The organism is Desulfosporosinus cupriresistens (genome assembly GCF_001707885.1).
Lineage (GTDB): Bacteria > Bacillota > Desulfitobacteriia > Desulfitobacteriales > Desulfitobacteriaceae > Desulfosporosinus.
In genome coordinates this window covers 24,393-46,791 of sequence record NZ_MASS01000027.1, presented here as the reverse complement: position 1 = coordinate 46,791, position 22,399 = coordinate 24,393, and the positions used below count along the sequence as shown (strand labels likewise).

Sequence of the window (22,399 nt, the reverse complement as noted above, 5' to 3'; positions counted from 1 at the left end):
AATGAGCAGTACAAAGGCTCAAATGATCTTAAAGAAAATTAGTTCTCGTCGCGACGGACTTCTGCAAGAGTATCCAAATCTGGCTAGCCAAGTGCAAGAAATCAAAAGCTCGATGGCCGCTAATCTTAAGGATTATGTTGACAAGGCAGTTACCACCCTCAAAGGCAAAGGCTGTCATGTAATTTTTGCTCAGAACGCCACAGAGGCTCAAAAACAAATCTTGAAAATCCTGGCAGGCAATCAGAGCGTTGCAATGAGTAAAAACTCTGTATTTAACGAAATAAATCTAAGGGAGTATTTACAGTCCCAAGAGGTTAAGGTTTTTGATACTGATCTAGGGGAACGAATCGCCGGGACAAAGGTTAACGCGCACCCTTGGATTGCCAGCATTAATACCCCCATTTCCAATAAGGAGTGGGTAGCCCAGAATAAGGATGAGATCAAACTCCAGGTAGCTCATATGCAGTATGGAATTACAGGTGCAGAGGCTATTGTTGAACAGAATGGAACCCTTGCCCTCTTAGAAAGTGAGGGAAATGTACGATTCACCTCGAATCTTCCGTATAACCATATTGTGGTGGCTGGAATTGATAAAATTGTCCCTTCACTCGAAGATGCTTTGACTGTTTGTCGGGCGATCAGTGTGTATGGCATGGGAAAAGATGTTCTTAAATATATTTCCTTTATCAGTGGCCCTAGCAGAACGGCAGATATCGAGTTTAGAATGGTCCAAGGTATGCACGGCCCCAAAGAGGTGTATGTCATTTTGCTCGATAATGGACGTTTGGCAGCTTCTGAAAATCAGCAGTGGGATTTGCTTAAATGCCTGCACTGCGGAGGGTGTCTCGTCGATTGCCCCAAATATCTTGGCGAAGGATTAGAGAGGGGCTATTTTTTCAGCGGGAAAAGGGCCAACGTTTTGGCCGCTTTTGTACAAGGCTCAAAACAAGCTAATAATACAGATTGTGGGGACTGCACATTGTGTAATCAAAATTGTCCCATGGGTATCCAGGTTTAGCTCTGTTAGGTTTAGCTCCGTCAAGTTTAGCTCTCGTACCTAGGGGAGGGTTTCAATGCAGTTTGAAAAGATTACGAAACCTCAAAGAACGTCTCACGAGGTTCTAAAACAAATTAATAGCTTGATAATCAAGGAAAAGCTCCGACCCGGAGATCGCCTGATGGGTGAACGAGAAATGGCAGGTGAGTTGGGGGTTAGTCGGACAACTTTGCGCGAAGCCTTAAGAACTATGGAGTTCTTAGGATGGGTTGAAATTAAACCCGGAGGGGGTACGTTCATTCGCGATGCTCAGTTAAATGAGGTTATTAGTCCTTTGGCTTTAGCTTTATCGGTCGAGCCGACACGAATAGAGGAGCTTTGGGAAACTCGGATTACGCTTGAAGTTGAATGTGCCGGCTTAGCAGCGTTGAGAGCCACAGAGGAAGACTTGCAGCGAATTTCTCAGGCCCTTCGTGACATGCAGTCTCATTTAAATGATTTAGACGCTTATGCTAAAGCGGATATGCGGTTTCACTTTCTGATTACTCAAGCTTCACAGAATTCAATGATGAATCGACTTCTCCAAACGTTTGTAATTCATATTCTGGAGCTCATAAAGAAAGCTGGACCACTCCGTTTTAGTCATGACATTGGGGGATTATGCACAATCCAAGAACATATCTCGATATATGAGGCCATTGTTTGTCACAACGCAGAACAAGCAAGGATTCTTATGAAAAAACATTTAGAAGGATCAAGAGGCGAGGGCTAGCCAACATCCCACGAACAAAGAATATACTCTTTTCGAGAACAAACGAGAAAGTAAATCTTGAGAAGTACTTTGCTGATTATTTACTGCTGAATTTAACCTTATGTCAACAGGAGAGTTGATAATGTGCGGAATATTAAAGCCATTATTTAAAAAGACCACCTTGAAGTAACATTCAAGCTGGTCTTTTCTTTTGAACAGAAAAATAGATTTATTATTTAAGGTTAAATTATTTAACCAATATGTTTAAGACATATCGAAGCTCTGCTGAAATATAAATGTTGCCCCCGTCTGGAAACCACGCAACTAATATTTATTGGTGAAGGTGCTAAAGCCTTGGTTCCTTCGACTTTAAACAATCGTCAATTAGCTCAAATGCAATCCGAACTTAACTAAAATATCTTTTAACTGGAGAATTACCTTCTGGGAACTAAATTGGCCCACATGGTAGAAATCCTGAGTAGTCTCTATTTGCCATCCTCTAGGCAAAACATCTTTCAGGAGCCCGGTATAATTCGCTGTTTTTGAGGAATGGCTTGCCCTTGGAGTTCTGGTCAAATCTAAAATTGCTATTCTTTTTCCCTGAACGTCTACAAGAATAAGATCCGGACCTGCCCCCCTCCGCCAGGGAAGCTTTTGGATACCCAGAACCTGCTCGAGGAATATGGAATCCCTAGTTGTAAATACCGAATTAGCCGGCATTGACCTCCTCAATATGGGGACAATCTGATCCTTAAATAGGGTATCCCTACATGTTCCCTGGACCCTAAGCAAACTCTCCAGGACCGGATCTTCATGAATCAATCCCGATTCTGCAATTTCTTCATAGAAAGAGCGGGTGGATGAGTCAGAACTAAGCCTGGGGTCAGGAGGTAACTTCTTTATCTCACCGCCTCTTTTAATAAAATCATCTACGCTCTCTTTTGGAGACCCTGTCACTGACCCTCCTTTCCTGGAAGCGGGAACTCCCCTAACCGTTCTCCGATCCTCATTTGGCTGGCGGTGGTACTCCGAAGTCCCGGGTTTAATTGGGGCAGTTCCGGTTGGAGCAGATCCGCCGCCTGCAACCTCAGATGCTGGTAGAGGCGCCTTGGATCCCTTGAAGATTCTATTTTCAATTCTCACTGCCGTCTCGTGGATTAACTGCCCGCTGTCAGCCCTTTCCTGCTGAGGTGACTCCACCCCTGTACGTTCATAATCCTGCTTCAGGTCTGCTATCATCGCCTTTTCAGCTGCAACCTGGGCTTTAGCCGGATCCATTGTTTCCTTATTCACTTTTCTAAAGGTTTCCCGATAGGCAGCTTCTGCGCTGTCATAGGGCTTTGCTCCCACTTTCATCCTGTATTCATACTCATGAATTCTGGCGTCAGCCTCGTTATGAAGCCTTGTGCCGGTGGGGTTACCGTTCTCATCATTGAACAGAAAGTGCGACCCCTCGTGAATTAGGGTGCTCACAACCTCCTTCCTGTTATCGTTCCACACTACATGCACCTCCTTGCCGGTTTGGAGTCCCACAGCTCTTTTCGACAAGCCCTCCTTCGTAACAATAAGATGCATGTTACCGTTTTCAATTTCCCGAATGATTTGACTGCCCGTTTCAGTCTTTCCTAGTTCTTTAAACAGTTTTTTCAAGTTAAGGTTTTTAATATTGGCATCATAAAAGATGTTGGGGTATTCAGGGTGGTCTATCATCATGGGAATTTCATTCTTGTTACCCTTTTTCCATGACCACTTCCAAGGTTTTTTTGCTGTTCCTGGCTTTGTCCTATCAGGAGTTCGTTCAGGTAATACTTCCATATCTGCCTTTACATTAGCCTTAAGCGCCCCCTTAGTAGGGTGAGCCGCCATTGATGTTGCTCTTCCGGTAATAACACTTGTGATGATCGCTTTCTTAATTTCTTCTGGTGATCCTCCTGTAAGGGCGGCGCTTACCGCCCCGCCGCCACCCTCACCAAGGGTCTCAGCAAGAAACTTCACCATTGGGGATTTCCCCTGTGAAAAACCAGTAGCTGCAGTACCAAAAATCCCCCCCACAAATCCTGCCAATACGCCTTTGCCACCAGCCTCAATGATTTCCTTGGCCGATTTCCTCTCCAGGGACGCATCCAATACTCCTCCGATACCTCCACCTGCTCCGCCCGCCAAGCCACCTTTTAAAATTTGCTGGCCGAGACCCACACCTTTTGCTCCGAGTCCGAGTGCTTTTCCTGCACCAACACCGACCACACCGCTAGCAGCGTCCACTGCGCCACGCTTAGCTCCCTCAACAGATTCCTTCAATACCTCGTTATAGTTAATCGGGCCGCCGGCCAGAGCCTGCCCCGCTGCAGAAGACCCGCCCCGTAGGACAGCGCCTGCCCCGGCTCCACCTGAGGTTACCATGGCACCTGTGGTAAGGACGGTACCGGTTGTTATAGCGCCACCCCCGGCAAGGGCGCCGGCGACTACCGGAGCGGCGACAACTGTGGCTGTCCCGATAGCAATAGCGAAAGAGATATCTCTTGTATAGGTCAAAGCTGTAACCGCTTGTTCAGAACCGCCTGTTGTCTTATCGATATATACATTCCACTCCCGCTTGGCATCGCGTAATGATTCCTGAGCAAGCTTTAACTGTTTTGCCGCCACCTCTACTCTTCCGGTCTTAAGCGCTTCCCGCCCCCGTTCGATTGCCGGACGTGGCCAGGACCAAATTCCGATATGAGGTGGTACTGTATCACCAAGGATATCACTTATACAACCTACAAAACCGTGGATTTCATCAAGGAACATCTTATGCTGCCGGGCATTGTAAACCGCTTCACCCTCCAGCAACCCAAAATTAACTTCTAGCTGGCTGGTAATCCGAACGAGTTCAGATTTATACTCTCCTTCAGTAAGAGTAACTGTCTTTCCTTCAATAGAAACTTTATAAAAGTTAACTATATCTCTCGGTTGAGCGGCATTCAGATTTGCCTGGATCAGGCGCTGCACCGCCTCATTGCCTAGAGTCTTCTGAAGTTGGAGAAGTAGGTTTATTGATGAGCGATCCGTAATTTGCCCTCTTACGGATGTTACGTCCTTGTTGGGTTGTGCAGCAACGATTTTTTTAGTTTGATCTGCCCGACGACCACTCATTTAATATCACCTCCAGAACTCACAACCATTGGTCAGGCACTACGTTCATGATTCCTCCAGTAGCTTCTTTGCTTCATTAATCAGGCTTCGGACTTTGCCGAGATCATTTATCTCTAGGATATCAGCAACCTTCTGGTCGGAAGCTTTGGCCAGAGCCGCCGCATCAGTAATACCTTCACTACTTAATTTGTACGCATAAAGCTCATTGATATCTTTGATATCTGTCAAGGCAATCTTGCCAGGTTTGAGGATTCTCACTTTTTCTGCCGGGATAGCAACCCACTGGACATTAGCCGTGAAGGTCTCGACAATATGAGTCATATCATTGTTTATGTAATGTACAAAGATTTCGAATTTGCCAATGTTATCCCCTTTTAGGAACACCCGGCTTGAGATGGAAACCTGCTCTTTAGAATTCAGGATATGAACAGGCGCATATTCAACATATATACTGCTTTCTGTCTCAAATTCCAAGCCTAGCTGAACACCGTAGCTTTCCTTTAAACCAGGGTCAACCATTACAGATCCAATCCCGCCATTACCGGTTTTAATCGACACCCGGCCGGTTTTGGCTGTTGTCGCTGTAGCCCCGGCGGCGCTGACGATGACTGTAGCATCTTCCTCAGTCTTCAGGGTGACATTTTCCCCTGCCTTCAGGTGGATATAGCCTCCTGGCTTTTCCAAAACAACGTTGTCCACCTGGATCGCTGCAATAGAACGGTTCCAGCGCATGGCATCGGCATTGGACACATGCTTATCTCTGGTGTTGTCATCACTGCTTTCGTCCGCAGGAGCAGGGTTGGTTGCATTGTGACTAGTCTTATGGGGGTTTTTGAAGTCGGTTAAATGTAGCCCAAGATGTTTATCCAGTTTCTTCGAGTCTTCCTCCAATGCCACCACCTGACCGTCAATTTCAGCCAGGTGTTTTTCCATGCCCTGAACATCAATGCTCAAAGTCTTCAGATCATTACTTAAAACCTCGATCTCACCGCCGATCTTAAGCTCGAACTCTTCTAACGCCACCACCTGGCCGTCAATTTTTTCTACATGTTTTTCAATCCCCTGCACATCAACGTTCAAAGTCTTCAAATCATTACTTAAAACCTTAACCTCAGCGCTGATCTTAAGCGCAAACTCATTCAGGGCAAGCACCAGGTCACGCAGCATGGGGTGGTTATATACTACCGAACGATATCTGATAAATTCCGCTGTTGATCCTTCATTATCTATTTTTCCGTCCACTACCTTCGCCACGCCGATAAGAACTTTGGCGTCATCGGGATTTTTACAGTGCGGACAGGATCCCGTGGTTTCCGTTAGACAAATTTTCTCAAGTTCTTTAACAGGCACATCATATTCTCCGGTTAATTGGACTTCCGGTTCCCCGGTGGAAATAATAACCTCGTAAGCTTCCTCAATATGGCCGTAGCAACATTCTTCCTTACAGGGATAATTCTTGGCCGGTGCCGGCTGAGGATGCCCATAGCACTGTTTGTATTTCAAATAAAAATAGTAAGTATGGTTTTCTACCGGGTTTTCCTCCACATTTTCCTCGCCGCTTACATAAATCAGATTCCCACAGCAATCCAGTGCCATGCCTTCGGAAATCTTAACGGTTAGAGTTTTTCCCGCAGCAGTAGATTTTATTGTCGAGGTGACTTGCAAACCGCTTACCACGCCTACACCGTGGAGCAGGCGGTTAACAGCCTGGGACTTTTCAATAAAGTAGCGCTGCTCTATCTCAAAGTCACTGACAGTAAGTAACTTGCCATAAAAGTACCGGTTGCGCACAAAGGTATTTTTAGAGTAGCAATCTGTCATAATAAGACCTCCTTTTTCAAGTTAGTATTGTATCCAGACCCAGTCTTGACCGTCTTTCCATCTGTCCAGCTGCTTCGTAATCAGTTAAAACCGTATCGCGCGGCATATATGCCCCAGTGTCGAGACAGGGAGAAGGTTCGGATAGACATGTGTTAACACCCAGGTAAGTGTACAGATCAAGATAAATCCAGGGCTGCAGCACCACAAGTCTGACGTCGGTATGAGCTGGTTTTTCTGAACTTAGTATTCGCTGTACCGTTACAAGTTCGTTGTCCGTAAAATCGTGAACTGTAAAACATTCTCTGTGTGCCTTGACCGAATTCAGCAGCACAGTAAACACATCGGGATCATTTCCGTAAAGCAGTTCCTTCAATTTTTCATCCTGCATGCAATCGAGCTCAAAATGTTCTATGATATAAGGTTTAATCCCCGTATATAGCTCAATCATCTCCTCAATTCCGGCACAGGTACCGCGCTTCCTATATAAGTCCATGGCCTTTTTTATCAACTGCCGTAATTTCTCTTCCGGCCAATTTTCATCAACGACAATGCCCAACCAGGCCGCAAGACGGTTGAGAAACTCCCCTGGAACAGCAGCCTGGTCAAAAAGACCAGTGACGTGGTAGGTTTGCTCCTCAAGTTTACTAAAAAAGGTTTCAAACAAAGACAAAAACCGTTCCAGGAAATATCTGCTGCTGTCATCTTCCTGATAAACAGCGGGTAAGTACCGTAGATACGATGACCGCGGGAGATAAACGCGGATACTCCTTAAGACAGGTGATTCCGTTTCATTGCCAGTAAGTTCAATCCGAAGCCAAAGGTACCGCCCTTTCGAACTTATTTCGGCGTTACTTTCATCATACAAGACCAGGGCATCGCCTGGGTTAATGAGGGGCGGAGACCAGTTCAGGCCGTTCAGGTGTGTAACGATCTTTTCCAGTTCCTCCTCCTCCGCCGCCAAACCTTCGGTGATATAATCGTCCAGCGAGTTTTGCTCATCAATCAGATAAGAAACCTTTATTTGTGTATTCTCCGGGATTTCCGCATCAAGGAGGAACTTATGCCACCTCGTTCCCGGTGCGGTGCTGTCAAAGGCCTTGGAGAAGTAAACCCCTTTCGGCAGCAGCCCTTCCTCCGGTCTGGCCAGCACGGTCCGCGTCGTCAGGATGTTAAGCTCCACTGCTCCCAAAACAAAAAGCTTATCCCTCCCAACCACTGCCAACCCCTTAACAGTCCCACTATAAGCAGTTATCTCGCTGGTCAATTTCCCGGTCACGTCATATTTAAAAATGCTGGAATTACTGCCAATAAAGATGCTGTCCCGGGTATCGACAGCCAAACCGGTAAATTCCCGGTTAAAAGCAAGCAGGCTATAATTTTTCTCCCCGGAGCCCAGATCCACACTGAGGAGCTTATTTGACTGCCGATCAAAGCAATAAATGATTCCGCCCCGTGAAACTGTCAGCGCAATTAAATCCCTGTCCGGACCATCGAATACAATCTTCTCAATAAGACTTCCTCCGGTATTGAAGATTAAAACTCTCCGCTCTCCAGCATCCAGAGCGAACAATTTCCCCTCTTCATCCACAGCCAAGTCAACAGAAGGAAAGCCGGTAGTAATACACCACCTAAGCTGCCAGTTGACCAGGGCAAAAGCAAAGATTCTCCCCTCTGCTCCTCCATCCCCTATGTAAACCGTATCCGCAGTGATAGCGATGCTCAGGGGATTCTGAATATAGGCTCCGGTACAGCAAATCCGTTCAAATCTTTTCTGCCCAGGGTCACAAATCCATACCGTGCCCTCTTGATCCAGAAGGTAGATCATATTGCACCAGCCGGCAGCATAGTCCCTCACTTCCACCCCCGCTGGAAATGCTTCCTTGCCTACAGCAAGATCGGTTACATATTTTTCAGCCTCTGTTATTTTGATTCCTTCCTCCGAAATGCACATCCGGAACGGCAGGCCTTCATCCCAGGCCGCTTTTTTATTCAGCGTAAGAAACTGCATCCGGTCTGCTCGTGAACTCATTACCGTACCGCTCCTTTCTCGGTTCGTCCGGGGCTGAGGATATCAACCCTCCGCTCACCTAGGTATACTAATCTTTGCGGCTTTACCTGATCTTTCATCTGGTCGCCTTCCTCTGGACCGGTAACCTCCAATTCTTTTACGTAATCGACACCTTCTATAGTTTCGATGAGCTGGTACAGTTCCGATTTATAGACCTTCCGGCCAAAAGGCCAACCGGTTCCTTCGGGACCGCCCCAGACGGGGTGCAGAAATTTTTCCAGCCCCATCAGGATTTGCTCCCTGCTGGTTGCCGGATCATAACGCGGCTTAATGCCTACGGAGGCATATACATTGACTACCGTATACTGAGGGGGCAATACTTCTACCCTGGTGGTGACCAGCCTGTGCATATCCAGATGCCGACGGACAGTTTCCAGAAAACCTTCTCCTGGCATAGGGTTAGGTGCCTGGCTGTAAGGGACAACCACCACTTTGACCCCCTCCTTCCCATGAAAGGCTTTGGCTCTAGCCACCCGCAACCCAGGGGTCATGCAGGCTAGCTTCTCGAAATCAGCAAAGGTCACCGCCCTGGATACCGTATTTAATTCCCTTCGGGCCCGTGCCTTAGCCTTATCCAGGGTTTCCGGTTCAGCACCGCTGACTGCCGGCAAATGGTTTTCTACCAGGAGATCGGCAAGTTCACTGTCCGGCGGACAAAGCAGCTTATTTACCGCCCCTGCTTTTAGATTGCCTTTTTCACCACCGCCGACCTGATACGTTACAACTCGGATATTCTTTTCCCCCACCCTGACCGGCGCCGGGGGAACCGCTCCGTTAACCCCGTCACCGAAAAATACTTCACCGGTTTCAGGGTTTAATACGTAATGCCGGTCATCGGGTCCTGAGGCGTCAAAATCGTCCACCCGCTGCCAGTCCCGCCACATCAGGGTAATTTGGTTACTTTCTCTATTTTTTTCCTCAACCTGCAGAGCAAAGGTTGAGGAAATCACGCGAGTGCGTTGAAGGATAATTTTTTGCCCCGGCAGACCGCTGCCGCAGGTCAGCAGCAACGGATTGTCCGCACCGCTTAAGGTCTCCTGCTGTACCGCCCCGATCGTGTTATACAGGATGTTATGAATTTTAGGTGGTATTTCGTAGCCGTCCTGCACCACGGTACAACGAAGCCAAAAGTTTATTTTCTCCTGCTGCGGCTCGGAATCTGGCCTAGCAAGGTATACCCTGCCACTCCGGAACAGGCCGAGGGTTTCATCTTTGAGAAGGTTCAGCGGCCGCCAGTCCCCAGTCTCTCTGGCAACAGCCCAGCCTATTTCCCTATAACCGTATTCCCAGCTGACCCTGGCCGTAGGAATGATTACCGGCTGCTCACCATAATGGCTCCCCTCTTCCGGGTAATCTTCAAATAGATTGACAGTCAACGTTAGCTCTGCAGGGGAATTATCAAAGCCCAGATAAAGTCTACTGCCTTGGACAGCTTTTTCACCGAAGGCATAGTAGTATAGGCCCAAACGCCGGTTTGCTTCGGTATTATCCGAGAAATCTCCTGCGGCAGTTAAAATTTTCACCAGCTTCGCCTTATTCAAACTGATTGTTTCCAGGGTTTCAAAAATTACTTCGCCTGCCAAAAGTTTAGTCCCCTGGGGCACAATCAGTGGTGAAGCTGCAGCATACCCTTCCGGCAGGGAAAAGGTCACGTCTACTTTTGCCGCAACGGCCTCTTTGGGCCTGATACCCAACAGCCGCAAAAATTTCAGGTAATTTTGCTCCCCCACTTGGTCCATGTAATAATGCTGCATCTCGGTTAGCCAGGCAAAAAGTTCAATAAAAGTCATTCCTGGATCGTGTGGGTTATAATCAGTCCATTCCGGCGTAAACCGGGGAATTAATTTTAAAGCGTCTTCTATTATTTCTCTGAAGCTTTTATCATCTAATACCGGTAAAGGCAGCATAATTTTCCCTCCTCCAGCGGGGCGGCGGTTAACGCAGCTGTTGACCGCCTGGCGGCCGGACAGTTACATTGTGGTTACCGCTATATATGAGTACATAGTCCTCAATATCGCTGTCGTCCACAGTAAGTTCCGTCACAAAGTCCACACCCTCAATACTCTCAAGTAACCCATAGAAATCAGAAAGATAGGGATGCCGACCAAACTCCCAACCCTTCCTGTCACACCCGCCACTTAGCGGGTGAAGGAAGGCCTTTAACCTTTCCATAGAAGTCTTCTCTACTAACGGCGCCATTTCAAACTCCGTAGCTACAAGGGTAGCTATAACGGAAATTTCTTTGTACTCCGGTTCTCTGATCAGAAGCTTCCCTCTGCCGGTGACCACCCCGGCAGCCCGTTCTCGGAGAAATCTTTCCACTCGTCGTTTTAACTGCAGATTAGGCCGGGGCTTGGCTTCACCGCCCTCGGGGATGATAATAACCGTCACCCAGCCCGTCTGTTTTTCCCACCTGTCGTTGCAGTTGGGGAAGCATTTGACCCGCGCAACACTGCGAGAGGCTTGACGAGCCAGCCATTCATAGTCTTCGGCGGTGACAGCCCGGTTACCGTGCTTCAACATCTGCGGCCCCCGAGTAAGAGCCTGTTCCACAAGTTCGGTATCGGTTCCACCGGCGGCAGCCACATGGTTCACCACTTTGTCCACAAAAGCTACTGAGGTCCGCATCCCAGAGATTTCGCCTGCCCCCACATTACCTCTGGACCCTCCTCCGGTGCGGTATTCCGCTTTGATATTGTTCAAGCTCACAGGCAAGGCTGCTCCGTTGATACCGTTACCAAAACTGGCCTGACCAAAGGCCCGATCAATCATATAATGACGCTCATCACCTGCAGATTCAGCCAGGTCCTCCACCGACTCCCACCTGACCCAAAATTCCTGGACAGCGCCTTTTTCATCTCTAACTTCTCTTGTTTCTACTGTACCATTTCTGAGCAGAGCTGCCCGCTCATCTTCTGACAGGACGCTAAATTCATTTACCCAGATAGCTTCCGAAATTACCGGAGTTCGTCGAAGCCTAAATTTCTGCCCAGACTCACCATCGCCCGACCCAATAATTTCATCGCTGACTGTCTCAGCCTGGGACGCCCAGACCGTATTCAGACGTATATCCTTTAACCAAAGCGTCTGCTCAGGTGTTCCTGCATCAGGCACCCGGTCAAACTTAGCGTCCGCGTCAACAGCCCTTATCCAGCTGAGTTCAGCCCCGAAAAGAAACAGGCGGGTAAAATCTGGCGGACCAACAAATTCAACGTTTCCACTGTCGATGAGATTGTTTGTCCCATCCAGCGCTTCCAGTCGCACCGTACCGGTCCTGCCGTCAGCTTCCCGGTAATACTCCCAGGTAAACCTTGGTATTTCCTCCACTTTATATTCCTGTTCCTCCAGGTTCAGAAACATGCTTACCGGTCCTTTTAATGGAGGTCGGTCAAAGCCCAGGTAAAGGGCAGGTCTGCTATCTGGCAAAACGTCAAAGGGTTTGAATAGCCCCAGTTTACACACGGAAAACTGGAGATTGTTATAAGCGATACATTTTTCAACCTTTGGGAGTTCGGCAGCGGCATAGGCATAATCAATTTTCAGGCTGCACAGCTTTGGGGGCCGTATATCACCTGAATTCACCTGCCAGGTTTCTGGATTGGCATTAACCTTTATATACTTTTCCTTACCATAGTCTCCGTTGATAATCCGGACCCTGATCCAGTAGTTCTCTTGACCGTTGACGGTGGTTGGTGCCAAGTCTGAAGGGCATTTGAAACTCACTGAACCGGGTTGAGTAAACTTTTCCGTACCGTCCTCAAGACTTTTAATAGCCTGCCAGCTGGTGCCGTTCCAGTATTCCCATGAAAGCATCAACTCATCGGAAGGTGCTGCTTTAATCAGCTCGGCAAGTTTTTTATAATCCGTGTTTTTGTCATAGAATTCCTTTTCGGCAGCTTCTTTGATGTTTTGCACTCTTTTTAAGCCGACCGGATGTTGAGGGTCAGACAGTATACGTGCCAGTTCTTCAACTGATCTATTTAAGAGTTTACTCACCGTATCGATGGGAAATGGTTTATTGTTTTCTTTATAGCTAATTAACCGTTCCTCAAATTCGGGACCAATTCCCTGAATGAGCTTTACCGGTAGGAATTCCGGATCATCAGGAAACAGGTTAATCTGAAGTTTAATTTCGGCGCCTTTCTTTGACAAAGCGTCATTATTGGCAATATAAAAGGTATCAAAGGTTCTTGGCCGTTTACCGAAGGGGTATACTGGCGGTTTTTCCAGAACCGGTATGTTAAGGGGAATATCGTTACAAAATAATCCATCGGGATCAGGCAACGCATATAAAGGTCCGGAGTGGACCATGATATGGTCAATCTGGAGCTTGTTAAAACCCGACTCCTTAGTCATCGGTTCTACTATCCTGCAACGCAGCCAGAAGTTTTCCATATCAAAGACCTTTGTTTTTGTAAATCTGGAATCAAAGTCTTTGTCTAAAGTAATATTAACCCATTGCCGGGCTTCACCGTCTTTTCTGATTACTGCCGCAACTTTCAACTGGTCTACTCGATCCTCGTGGGAGGAAACCCAGCGGTCGCAGTCTTTATTCCACCACTCCCAGGAAATATCCCTGGTTAAGTTTTCTTTAGTCAGATCTGTACCCATAGCATAAAAACTTATGTCCACTGATGCCCGGCCCTTGAGGTTCAGGATTTCACTGTGGGCCAGATACATACTGTGCTCCTGAAGGTTTTGATTCTCTTTTCCGGCAAAAAGTCTGGCTCTGTTGTCACCCTGTAATACCGGCGTATGTTCAAAGATCCCGTCCAAGGCTGGTACAGTTGTAAATACTTTGCAAAGTTTGGCCGGCGTGGCCAGGATATTCCTTTCTGTTTCGAAAATAACCGGCGCCCCGCCATCGAGCGGGTTAACAGCAACCTGCGTTCCCACCGGAATAAGCACCGCTCCTACAGCGCCCATACTTAAGCTGAAGGTTACCGGGACGCGGGCCTGCTGAGGTGGCAGGAGCTGTACCCCAATCATTTCCAGAAAGGCAACAAAGTTTTTATAAGGAACCTGTCTAAAGCGTTTACAGGCCCCTTCATACATTAGGGCAAATATGTTAATCAGTGCCGTCCCCGGATCGCTTTTATCATTAACAAACTCCCACTCCGGTGTGTAAAAAGGTATGAGTTCACTTATTTGTTTCACGATATCTTTGGGTTCAACACCAGAATCCTGCATTATCTCACCCCCCTCAAATCATCTATTAACCTTCATTAAGATAGAAAGGGTAGACCAGGTTTAACTGGTTATTAGTAGAACGTACACGATAATCCAGGGCAATTTCCAATTTTCCGTCAGCCGCCTTCCCTGGAGACACGTTAATCCTGATAATCTCAATTCTCGGTTCCCAGCGGATAAGGGCTTCACGCACCTTTGATTCAATCATGCCCATTGTAGCGACATCCATGGCGGCAAACACAAAGTCATGAATCCCACAGCCAAAATCGGGCCGCATTACCCTTTCACCTTTGGCGGTGTCCAGAATTATCCAAATCGCTTCCCGGATATCCTGCTCATATTCCGACATGGCAATTTTTCCGGTCAAACCGTCAATCAGAACAGGGAATTTCCACCCTCTACCCAAGAATTCCTTAGCCATGGTTACCTCCGCACCTTTCACCACCGGTGTTCACCCGATCATTACTGTAGCTTCTCCCATCGCTACCGAATTTGGCGGCCCACTCTCCGTGATCATATCCCCCATCCGCACGGCCGGCAGGTTATTGATCAGCACAGTGGTGCTGCCCATAGTCACCATTCCCCCGACATGAGGAACAGTTCCTGTAACCAGCGGGCAATTATGGACATCTGAATTTGCCCGCCAGGCCGGTTTTCCGCCAATTAAAACATTTACACTACCCGGTCCCGGACCAAGCGGAGTGCCGTGGGCAGTGGTATCACCCACCCTTGCAGCCGGCGGCATAAAGACCAACCTCCTCAATTGATTTTAACCATTGACCCTTTAATGGTAAGGATACCGCTGGATTTTAAAGTCATGGAAGCATCCGCATCCAGTTCGATCATCTGAGCCTTGATTTTGAGCTGTGCCGCGCTTGTAATCGTTAACGAGTTCTGAGCTGAATCGATGATGATAGAATTCGAACCGGTTTTATCTTTGATCTCAATTTTTTCCTGACCTGCAGAATCATCCAAAACCAGTGTATGTCCACCTTTGGTATGGATCTCTAATTTTTCTTTTTTTTGCTCGCTGTCATCGTTAAAAATTATCTCATGCCCACTTCTAGATTTGATCTTACGTATATTGTTCTTACCGTCACTGTTAGTCTCCGGCGGCTTGTCTTTACCGTTCCACAGCATTCCGATAACATAAGGCTGATCAATATTACCCTGGCCAAAAGCCACCAAAACCTCATCATCGACTTCCGGCAGAAAGAAGCTGCCTCGTTCACTACCGGCCATTAAGGTGGCCAATCGGGCCCAGTCACTTTCATCCTCACTCTCCCGCCAGGGGAATTTCACCTTGACCCGGCCCATGCCTTCTGGATCTTTGTTATTGGTGACAATCCCGATGACTACTCCGCATAGTTTCTCCCCCGCATCATCTCGGTCTGTTCTTAACAAATCAACTATGTTCATATCTTTTTCCCTTCAACATTGAACGTTGTCCGGTAGCCTAAACTGCTGATTGTATGTTGAGTGCCTAAAATATAATATGTCCTGCTGAAGGTTTTACCCAAGCCCGCCAGTTTCAGATACCCGCCTGGCATTATGTCCGGTAACCCAATAGATTCACCGCCGCCGGTAAGCAGCTTTTTGGCCCGTCGATTGTACTCTGTTTTGGCTTTAAGGTCTGCTTCTTCTTGAGAACGCACAGAACAACTGATTCGTTCCACAATCTCTTTCCGAAAAGCTTCACTGACCAGTTCACCACCGCTTTTTTTCCCATCATCGCTACCGGTCTCATCTCCTACGCCGGCTTTGCCCACAATAACCTTCTTAGCCAAGGCATCCCAGCCTCTAACCTCGATCCCTGAAACCTGCCCGGAAATATTGATCCGCGGTGCAAAACTAAGCAAATTCTTACCCCATTCCAAAGTCAGCAGCTCCAGCTTTCTTTTCGCCGGGTCCCTGAAATAAAGGGTTTTACCGAGAATAAAAAATTCAAAACCATTTCTGGCCGCCAGCCTGGTGAGAAAATTAAAGTCACTCTCCCCGTCCTGAACCACCTTAGAGTGCTTTATTTTGCTTTCTTCTATTTCCACACCGTCCAATTTAAATTTGGCTGCGATTTTTCTAGCTATCTCACTGTCTTTGACCTCATCCCAAGAAAAGCAGCTGCTCCCTTTCATCATCAGATGGGAAATGTCCAGACCTCTCACTTCCACCTGGGGAAAACCGCCAGCAGGAAAAGTAATATCCACTGCCGTTACCAATCCAAAAAACACAGATTGCAGACGGTCGTAATATCCCATTTTTATCTCGACCTTTTTTCCAACGGATAAATATTGGTCCAGCCAATTAAAGTCCTTTCTGACGATGTCGAAGGCATTATTCACGGTAAAAGAAAAGCTGTCCGCGCCCTCTACAGTGTTTTCTACCATGACGTCGGTAAGCTCCATCCCTTCCTGAAGGATATTAGTGTTTTCAATAAGAACGTCAAAAGCAGGAGCATAAAAATTGTGATACTTCTTTTCCATTTCATCACTCCAAAGGGGGCACTATTATTTCCTTCCCTACTTGTAAGATCCGCGGATTCTCGATGTTGTTAACTCGGGCGATGCGCCGCCAAAGAGCTGGGTCGTCATATTCCCGGTCAGCAATTAACCACAGGCTATCACCTTGACTGATTAACCTGTGTTTAGTCCGGTCTGATGAAAAACGGGGCTTTTCCTGAAACTGCTCCGTGATAGTTTTGTACTCTTTAAACGTTACGTTGAGGGTAGCTCGAACCGGTATCCCCTGTTCATCGCGAAACATGGAAAACCGCTGGGTTACCCGTTCCAGTACAGCTTTAAATTCCAGCCTACCCCATCTGAACTGACAGACAGGCGGGGCATGGAGGTCACTGTCAATCTCCAGCAGGTTGGTAATTTTCCTGGTATAATCCCTGACATCTTCCCCTGTCTCATAGGTATCGAAAAAAAGGTCCATGGTAAGGCTACTGGCGTTGCCTCCGATGAAATGGGTGACTGGCGCTGACAGACCGGGCAGCAACGTTTGCTGGAACTGATTGTTTTTCTCGATGGAATACTCCGCCGGATTAAACAAAACTTTAACCGGGTCACCCTTTGGATTTCCTCTGTTATCCAACGGCTGTATCTCCGCCTTCACTTTCTTCGATTCCGTGACATCCACCTTACATCCCCCTTCTTTCCTTCTCCCGAGTAATTTTGCCTTCTATTACCCGGCATACCTGCTCCGCCAGCCGAGAAATGTCCACCGCCGACGCCGTGGAAGGGATAGTTATCCCCCGGACTGTAGAGTCCGAAGCTTGAACAGTTGTGGCTGGCTTATAAGTGGTTGTGGCTGGGACGTGAACAATTTCGGCCGGCTCGTGAACACTTGTTGCCACAGCGTGGATAATTTCGACCGACGGGGGTGTGTTGGCCACCGCGGTAGTATAATCCAGAGCATGCACATGCACTGCCGAGGTATGAGACACTAAAGCTGAATGCAACCGATATCCGGGTGTATTTTTAAGATGTACTTCTGCTAGTGGCCCCTTTCCCCTTGATTTTAGCAGCCAGCTTACCGAACGTGGCAACTGTGTGGCTGAATTCTGTGCCACTCCTGCTACAACCCGCACATACCTGATTGCTTCCGTTGTATATCCGGCTGCGTTCGGAGTCTGCTTGACTGCGACGGAACTCTCTATGGCTGTGACCGTAGGCATCGTTGTGACTGATGCCTTTATGGTCATCGGTGATGCGACTTTTATAGGAGCGCCGGCCATAACCAGCCGCCACTGCAAATCAGTAATTTTTTCCAACGATTCATTAACCGATGAAAGAAAAACCCGAGTTGTTAACTGCGAGGCTGCTATAGGCCCCTGTGAGAATCCAACTCGTCTTACGGCTTTGTTATGCCAGGTCACCAATGTTTGTACGGTTTTCTGCAGGGCAAACCGCTCTATATCTGAAGAAGTAAAAAGCTTCACTCTTTTAATGGCAGCGTCCCCCAAAAGCGAAGGTCCAGTTGGCGCTTTTAATCCTTGGCGCTCCTTATTGGCAGTGACCGCCCAAGGGTACTTCCTAAAGAATGCCGCGTCTTCAGGTAGGGTTACCACTCCTCTAATACCGGCGGAGGACAGTCCCGCTGTCGCATACCTCGCGAGGGGCGCTCCTGCTGTTGCATACGCATACCTCGTGGGGGCGCTCCTACTGTTGCATACGCATACCTCGCGGGGGCGCTCCTGCTGTTGCATACGCATACCTCGCGGGGGGCACTCCTGCTGTTGCATACGCATACCTCGCGGGGGGCGCTCCTACTGTTGCATACGCATACATCGCGAGGGGCGCTCCTACTGTTGCATACGCATACATCGCGAGGGGCGCTCCTACTGTTGCATAGCTTACGAAAGCTGGTAAAGCTACATTTAACCTGAGGGTTAATGACTGCCAAAAGTACAAAACCTGCTGAGCAGCGACGACATACCGCAAAACAAGGGGCGGTCCCGCCGACCCATATTTTTTCATGATGCTGTTTTTACGCCATACCCACTGCCAAAAAGTCTGATCAGTCATCATTTCAGATTAGCCCCTTATGCACAAGTTCCACAACTTCCACCGCAATTGCGCTGCTGTCGGCACTAAGCTCAGGCCCTGTCCATTTTACTGGGTAAGCCTGGGAGAAATTCCAGCGGCGAACTTCATTTCCCGAATGATCCAATACAACTACAGAAACCTGCTTCCGTACAATACTGCCGACAGCTACATCTCGATACCATTTATAGAGCGCATCGGAATCGGTTAGGCCTCTTTTGAGGGTAAGGTTAGGATAACTGGTGACCTTGGGCAACTTAAGCACGAAATGGTTGACCCCGCCTTCCCGGTACTCTTCTGTTTCAGTCTCCGCCTGGAGTCCATAAACTTCCGAAAAACCAGCCACCACCATGCCGTTGATTTCCACCAGAAATTTAAAATTTGTATAAGGGTTCTTCCTCTTACCCGTGGCCATATTCCGCCCTCCCCCTTAGAGATCAAATGCATTCTCCGGTTCTTTATTCAGTTTGCGGTTTATTTTGGAAATCTCCCTGCACCACCTTTTGCGCTCTCGGTGCTCCATTTCCATGATTTCGTCATGGGGCCAGTGAAAATAATAGGCAATAAAGGCTACCTCCTCGTAAAGCCGGTCATGGGGGTAGCCCGTTAGACTTCCCCCGAACCAGCCACCTCCACTTCAAACTCATATTCACACTTCGGGCATATGGTTTTGAGCACCGTTCTTCCGTCCCCGTTAATCCGACGGTAGAAATCCTGAAGAAAAGCCAGATCTGAAGAGAACAAGCCTTCAATAACCTTGGGGTTAATGGACTGTACCTCGCCTAGCTTGATAATTACCCTCGCTAAAAGGATAACGGTCAGATACGCAGGATTCTGCTGTACCCGTGGGTCCTTCATAGGTAGGATTTCGTCTGCCGCAGTGGCTAAACGCATGGTCCCGCTGCGGTGCAAACTGCCGTACTCGTCAACATAACCCTTGGGGAGAGTAAATTCGAATTCAGTTTGAAAAGCCACTTATCCACCTGCTTTCTGAAATGATGAATGCCTCTGCTTTAGCTTCCGGCATCTTAACTGACCCGCGTCATCCCCTCATGGACAAGTTCCAAGGTTTCAATAGCCACATCATTACCCTTGGCATTGAGATCAGGGGGACCGTATTTAACAGGCCAGGCATTGATGATGTTCCAGCGCGCTTTGTCGGCCCCGGTTTCATCAACGATGATGATCGAAATATTCTTGCGCTGGACACTCCCATCAATAACCCCTTTGTGCCAGTTGTAAATCTCCATGGAATCAGTGATGCCCCATTTTAGGGTTATATTTCCGTATTTGGTTAAACCGGATAGTTTGCGTACATGTGTGGGGTCACTCCCCTCACGGTAATCTATTACATCCACTGTGGCATCAAAGCCGGTAACTTCTGTGAAACCGGCCTGCTGGATGCCGTCTATCTCCACTCTGAAACGGAAATTCCGCAATGGATCTTTTCTTTGCCCCGGCATACTTCTGCACCTCCTGTTTTATTCAGTAACCGTAGAGCCGCCAGCCCACTGGGCGATGCGGAAGATAACAAACTCTGCCGGTTTTACAGGCGCAACACCAATGAGAACAATTAGGCGCCCGTTGTCAATATCGCTCTGGGTCATGGTGGAACGGTCAACCTTGACAAAAAAGGCTTCCTCTGCCTTGGTGCCCATTAGCGCTCCATCCCGCCACACTCGGGTTAGGAACTCCGTGATAGTACTTTTTACCCTAGCCCAGAGTTTTTCATTGTTCGGTTCAAAAACCACCCATTGGTTTCCTTTGTCTATGGATTCCTCCAGGAAAAGGAACAGCCGGCGGAGGTTGATATACTTCCACAGGGGGTCACTGGACAATGTACGCGCGCCCCAGACCCTGATTCCCCTGCCGGGAAAAGCGCGGATCACATTGACCCCTCTGGGGTTCAGAATATCCTGTTCACCCCTAGTAATCTGGAATTCTAGGTCAGCCGCGCCGCGGACAGGTTCGTTGGCCGGTGCTTTGTGAACACCCCGCTCGGTATCACTACGAGCGTAGATTCCAGCCACATGGCCACCCGGCGGTATAGTTCGCATCAGGCCAGCCTCAGAATCGACAATCTTGATCCAGGGATAGTAGTAGGCAGCGTATTTTGTGTCGTAATTGTCCCGCGGGTTTAGGTCGGAAACCTTGGCCGAACCTTGTTCCGCATCGAGCACCGCAAAGCGGTCCTTCATTGTCTCACAGTGGGTGATTAACTCGGCAGCAAGACCACTGATGTTTAAGACGTTAGGGACATAAACAATTGAAATATCGTCAATGGTTTTGAAAGCGGTTAATCCTTTCCTGTTAGCAGGATCATCATCGGTATCCTCCCGCTGAAAATCAGACAATACTAGGTTACCAGTCCCATCAGAGCCACCTGTAAGATAGGTGATAGCCGCCGGACCATCTGGAATTGACGCTGAATTACTGATTTCGGAAACCGTGATTAGGTCGGAAATTCCGTTAATCCTCTTGATGTAATAATCCGGAGAATTCTCAACCAGCGAAAGGTTGTCAAAAATCTCCGTCACATCAGGACGCGGCCTAGTCTTGGCATCACTCTCTGGGTCATACAATGAGGCGGGCTCCTTTTTCCAATAACTTACACTTAATTTGAAGAGAGGATTATCTTTTTTACTAAAGGAGCCTGCAGAAAGCTTCAACGCAATCCAGTTGCCCCATGTCCCTTCACCTACAGCAGATACCGTCAGAACATCACTGCTGCCAGCCGTCAAACTGATAGTGGCAGTCTCCGAGGACTGCTTTACAATCCGCCCGATATAGCAGCGCTGCCCACCGTTGTCAAAAAAGCCTTTTACTGCATAGGGGAGATATTTGTCTGCCCCGAAATAACTGCCAAAAACCCTTTGGTACTGCAGCCAGTTAGTAACCAGTGCTGCAGCCGTAGGCCCCCTCTCTGCCTCACCTAAAAAACCGGCTGTACTGGTGGATACTCCTTCAATGGGTTTCGAACCAATTTCAATTTCTTCCACATAAACTCCCGGTGATAAGTATTCCGGCATTTTTCATCCTCCTTTTCTGTTGTTTATTTCTTAGCACTTAAGCCGTTGTCAGTTGAATTACACCCAGGGAAACCTGTTTGTCCGCAGTGATTTCCACCTCCCGGTTGAAGATTTGGTAGTCAGGATGATGCACCTGTATGCTCACGTTGAATTTATTAGCCTTAAGCGTCCTGAAGTAGATTACAAACTCCCCCTTCTCGTTAGTTAGGGTTTTTAAAACAGACATCAACGGAGTTTTGGCAGGATGGTCAAACTTAAGGGGTGACGCTAAACTAACGGGTTGAACTGCCGAGTTAGCAGGCACGGGCGGTGCAATTTTAATGACTTCGTTACACATTTTATTGACATCTTTAATCATCAGCAGCTCATCTGGAGTAAGCTCTCCGTAAATATCGGCCAATAATACAGTTCTGTCCCCCGCTTTGACAGGGTTTTTACTTAACTTTGCCTTATCAGCGTTCTCCGGGTCGGTAACGACAGCCTGTACACCGGCTTTCGCCAAGCTTTTACCCGCCGATCCGTACACCAGTCCTCGGATTAGGGCGACACTCCCGGTAAAGGGATAGGCGCTGTGGGGGGTTAAACTAATATTTAACACCGGATATTTTGCATCAAGAAGAGCGGTATTAACGGCCGACTCCCCGGTTAAGTAATATTGCGAAGCGACCTCAACTGAATAACTGCCTGGGAGTAAGTCAGTAAATACATAATATCCGCTTGGGTTTTTGACCGGTCCGGCGACGGCTTCTTTGATGCCAACCTTAATCCTGCCAACAGGTTCTCTCAGGGTATAATCATCAGTCACCCGGACAGCAAGGGACACTTTTTTAGCGGTCTTTTGAACTAGATAAAATTGGTTGGCCAAAA

Annotated in this window: 19 protein-coding genes and 1 pseudogene; 2 read left to right on the top strand and 18 right to left on the bottom strand. The window is 47.9% G+C overall.

The genetic code is table 11. The features are described 5' to 3' along the window. Window position 1: 1 nt before the first annotated feature. Together DSBG_RS12100 and DSBG_RS12095 are read left to right on the top strand one after the other, a co-directional pair. Entirely contained in the window at window positions 2-1,018 is a 1,017-nt protein-coding gene (locus tag DSBG_RS12100; protein ID WP_068964583.1) for an LUD domain-containing protein, read from the top strand. A gap of 55 nt (window positions 1,019-1,073) precedes the next feature. Continuing rightward, window positions 1,074-1,769: a FadR/GntR family transcriptional regulator gene (locus DSBG_RS12095; protein ID WP_068964582.1), complete on the top strand. Its 696-nt coding sequence runs from the start codon at window positions 1,074-1,076 to the stop codon at window positions 1,767-1,769. A 363-nt stretch (window positions 1,770-2,132) separates the two neighbouring features. Here the strand turns inward: DSBG_RS12095 and DSBG_RS12090 are convergent, their stop codons facing one another. The 18 genes and pseudogenes from DSBG_RS12090 to DSBG_RS12010 form a co-directional block, all read right to left on the bottom strand. Beyond that, window positions 2,133-4,880, bottom strand: a complete 2,748-nt coding sequence (locus DSBG_RS12090) for a hypothetical protein (protein ID WP_068964581.1) — start codon at window positions 4,878-4,880, stop codon at window positions 2,133-2,135. A 45-nt stretch (window positions 4,881-4,925) separates the two neighbouring features. Continuing rightward, complete coding sequence (locus DSBG_RS12085; RefSeq protein WP_068964580.1) at window positions 4,926-6,701, bottom strand: helix-hairpin-helix domain-containing protein; 1,776 nt, start codon at window positions 6,699-6,701, stop codon at window positions 4,926-4,928. A 16-nt stretch (window positions 6,702-6,717) separates the two neighbouring features. Beyond that, window positions 6,718-8,730: a phage tail protein gene (locus DSBG_RS12080; protein ID WP_068964579.1), complete on the bottom strand. Its 2,013-nt coding sequence runs from the start codon at window positions 8,728-8,730 to the stop codon at window positions 6,718-6,720. After that, entirely contained in the window at window positions 8,730-10,676 is a 1,947-nt protein-coding gene (locus DSBG_RS12075; protein ID WP_068964578.1) for a putative baseplate assembly protein, read from the bottom strand. Before DSBG_RS12075 ends, DSBG_RS12080 begins: the two co-directional genes overlap by 1 nt. 28 nt (window positions 10,677-10,704) lie before the next feature. Next, window positions 10,705-13,959, bottom strand: a complete 3,255-nt coding sequence (locus DSBG_RS12070) for a putative baseplate assembly protein (protein ID WP_068964577.1) — start codon at window positions 13,957-13,959, stop codon at window positions 10,705-10,707. A 25-nt stretch (window positions 13,960-13,984) separates the two neighbouring features. Continuing rightward, window positions 13,985-14,404 (bottom strand): GPW/gp25 family protein, encoded by a 420-nt coding sequence (locus DSBG_RS12065; RefSeq protein ID WP_141694304.1) that lies wholly within the window; start codon window positions 14,402-14,404, stop codon window positions 13,985-13,987. A 6-nt stretch (window positions 14,405-14,410) separates the two neighbouring features. Continuing rightward, window positions 14,411-14,704: a PAAR domain-containing protein gene (locus DSBG_RS12060; RefSeq protein ID WP_068964575.1), complete on the bottom strand. Its 294-nt coding sequence runs from the start codon at window positions 14,702-14,704 to the stop codon at window positions 14,411-14,413. Window positions 14,705-14,718: 14 nt separating this feature from the next. Beyond that, window positions 14,719-15,378, bottom strand: coding sequence for a phage baseplate assembly protein V (locus DSBG_RS12055; RefSeq protein WP_068964574.1), 660 nt, complete (start codon window positions 15,376-15,378; stop codon window positions 14,719-14,721). Then, a complete protein-coding gene (locus DSBG_RS12050; protein ID WP_068964573.1) occupies window positions 15,375-16,439 on the bottom strand; it encodes a phage late control D family protein in 1,065 nt (354 codons plus the stop codon). Before DSBG_RS12050 ends, DSBG_RS12055 begins: the two co-directional genes overlap by 4 nt. Window positions 16,440-16,443: 4 nt before the next feature. Continuing rightward, window positions 16,444-17,097: a CIS tube protein gene (locus DSBG_RS12045; RefSeq protein WP_141694303.1), complete on the bottom strand. Its 654-nt coding sequence runs from the start codon at window positions 17,095-17,097 to the stop codon at window positions 16,444-16,446. Window position 17,098: 1 nt separating this feature from the next. Continuing rightward, window positions 17,099-18,166 carry a hypothetical protein gene (locus DSBG_RS12040; protein WP_141694302.1) on the bottom strand — a complete coding sequence of 356 codons (1,068 nt, stop codon included), beginning with the start codon at window positions 18,164-18,166 and terminating at the stop codon, window positions 17,099-17,101. Continuing rightward, window positions 18,120-18,488, bottom strand: coding sequence for a hypothetical protein (locus tag DSBG_RS12035; RefSeq protein ID WP_068964571.1), 369 nt, complete (start codon window positions 18,486-18,488; stop codon window positions 18,120-18,122). The genes DSBG_RS12040 and DSBG_RS12035 overlap by 47 nt, the downstream gene beginning before the upstream one ends. 1 nt (window position 18,489) lies before the next feature. Continuing rightward, window positions 18,490-18,918 carry a phage tail protein gene (locus DSBG_RS12030; protein ID WP_068964570.1) on the bottom strand — a complete coding sequence of 143 codons (429 nt, stop codon included), beginning with the start codon at window positions 18,916-18,918 and terminating at the stop codon, window positions 18,490-18,492. A 15-nt stretch (window positions 18,919-18,933) separates the two neighbouring features. After that, window positions 18,934-19,086, bottom strand: a pseudogene (locus DSBG_RS24210) (DUF6760 family protein); the annotation flags it as partial. Between the two features lie 23 nt (window positions 19,087-19,109). Continuing rightward, entirely contained in the window at window positions 19,110-19,478 is a 369-nt protein-coding gene (locus tag DSBG_RS12025; RefSeq protein WP_068964569.1) for a hypothetical protein, read from the bottom strand. A 53-nt stretch (window positions 19,479-19,531) separates the two neighbouring features. Next, on the bottom strand, window positions 19,532-19,966 hold the full coding sequence (locus tag DSBG_RS12020) for a phage tail protein (protein ID WP_068964568.1): 435 nt from the start codon (window positions 19,964-19,966) through the stop codon (window positions 19,532-19,534). 18 nt (window positions 19,967-19,984) lie between these two features. Beyond that, window positions 19,985-21,532, bottom strand: coding sequence for a phage tail sheath family protein (locus tag DSBG_RS12015; protein ID WP_068964567.1), 1,548 nt, complete (start codon window positions 21,530-21,532; stop codon window positions 19,985-19,987). A 37-nt stretch (window positions 21,533-21,569) separates the two neighbouring features. After that, window positions 21,570-22,397, bottom strand: a complete 828-nt coding sequence (locus DSBG_RS12010) for a carboxypeptidase-like regulatory domain-containing protein (protein WP_068964566.1) — start codon at window positions 22,395-22,397, stop codon at window positions 21,570-21,572. Window positions 22,398-22,399: the final 2 nt, after the last annotated feature.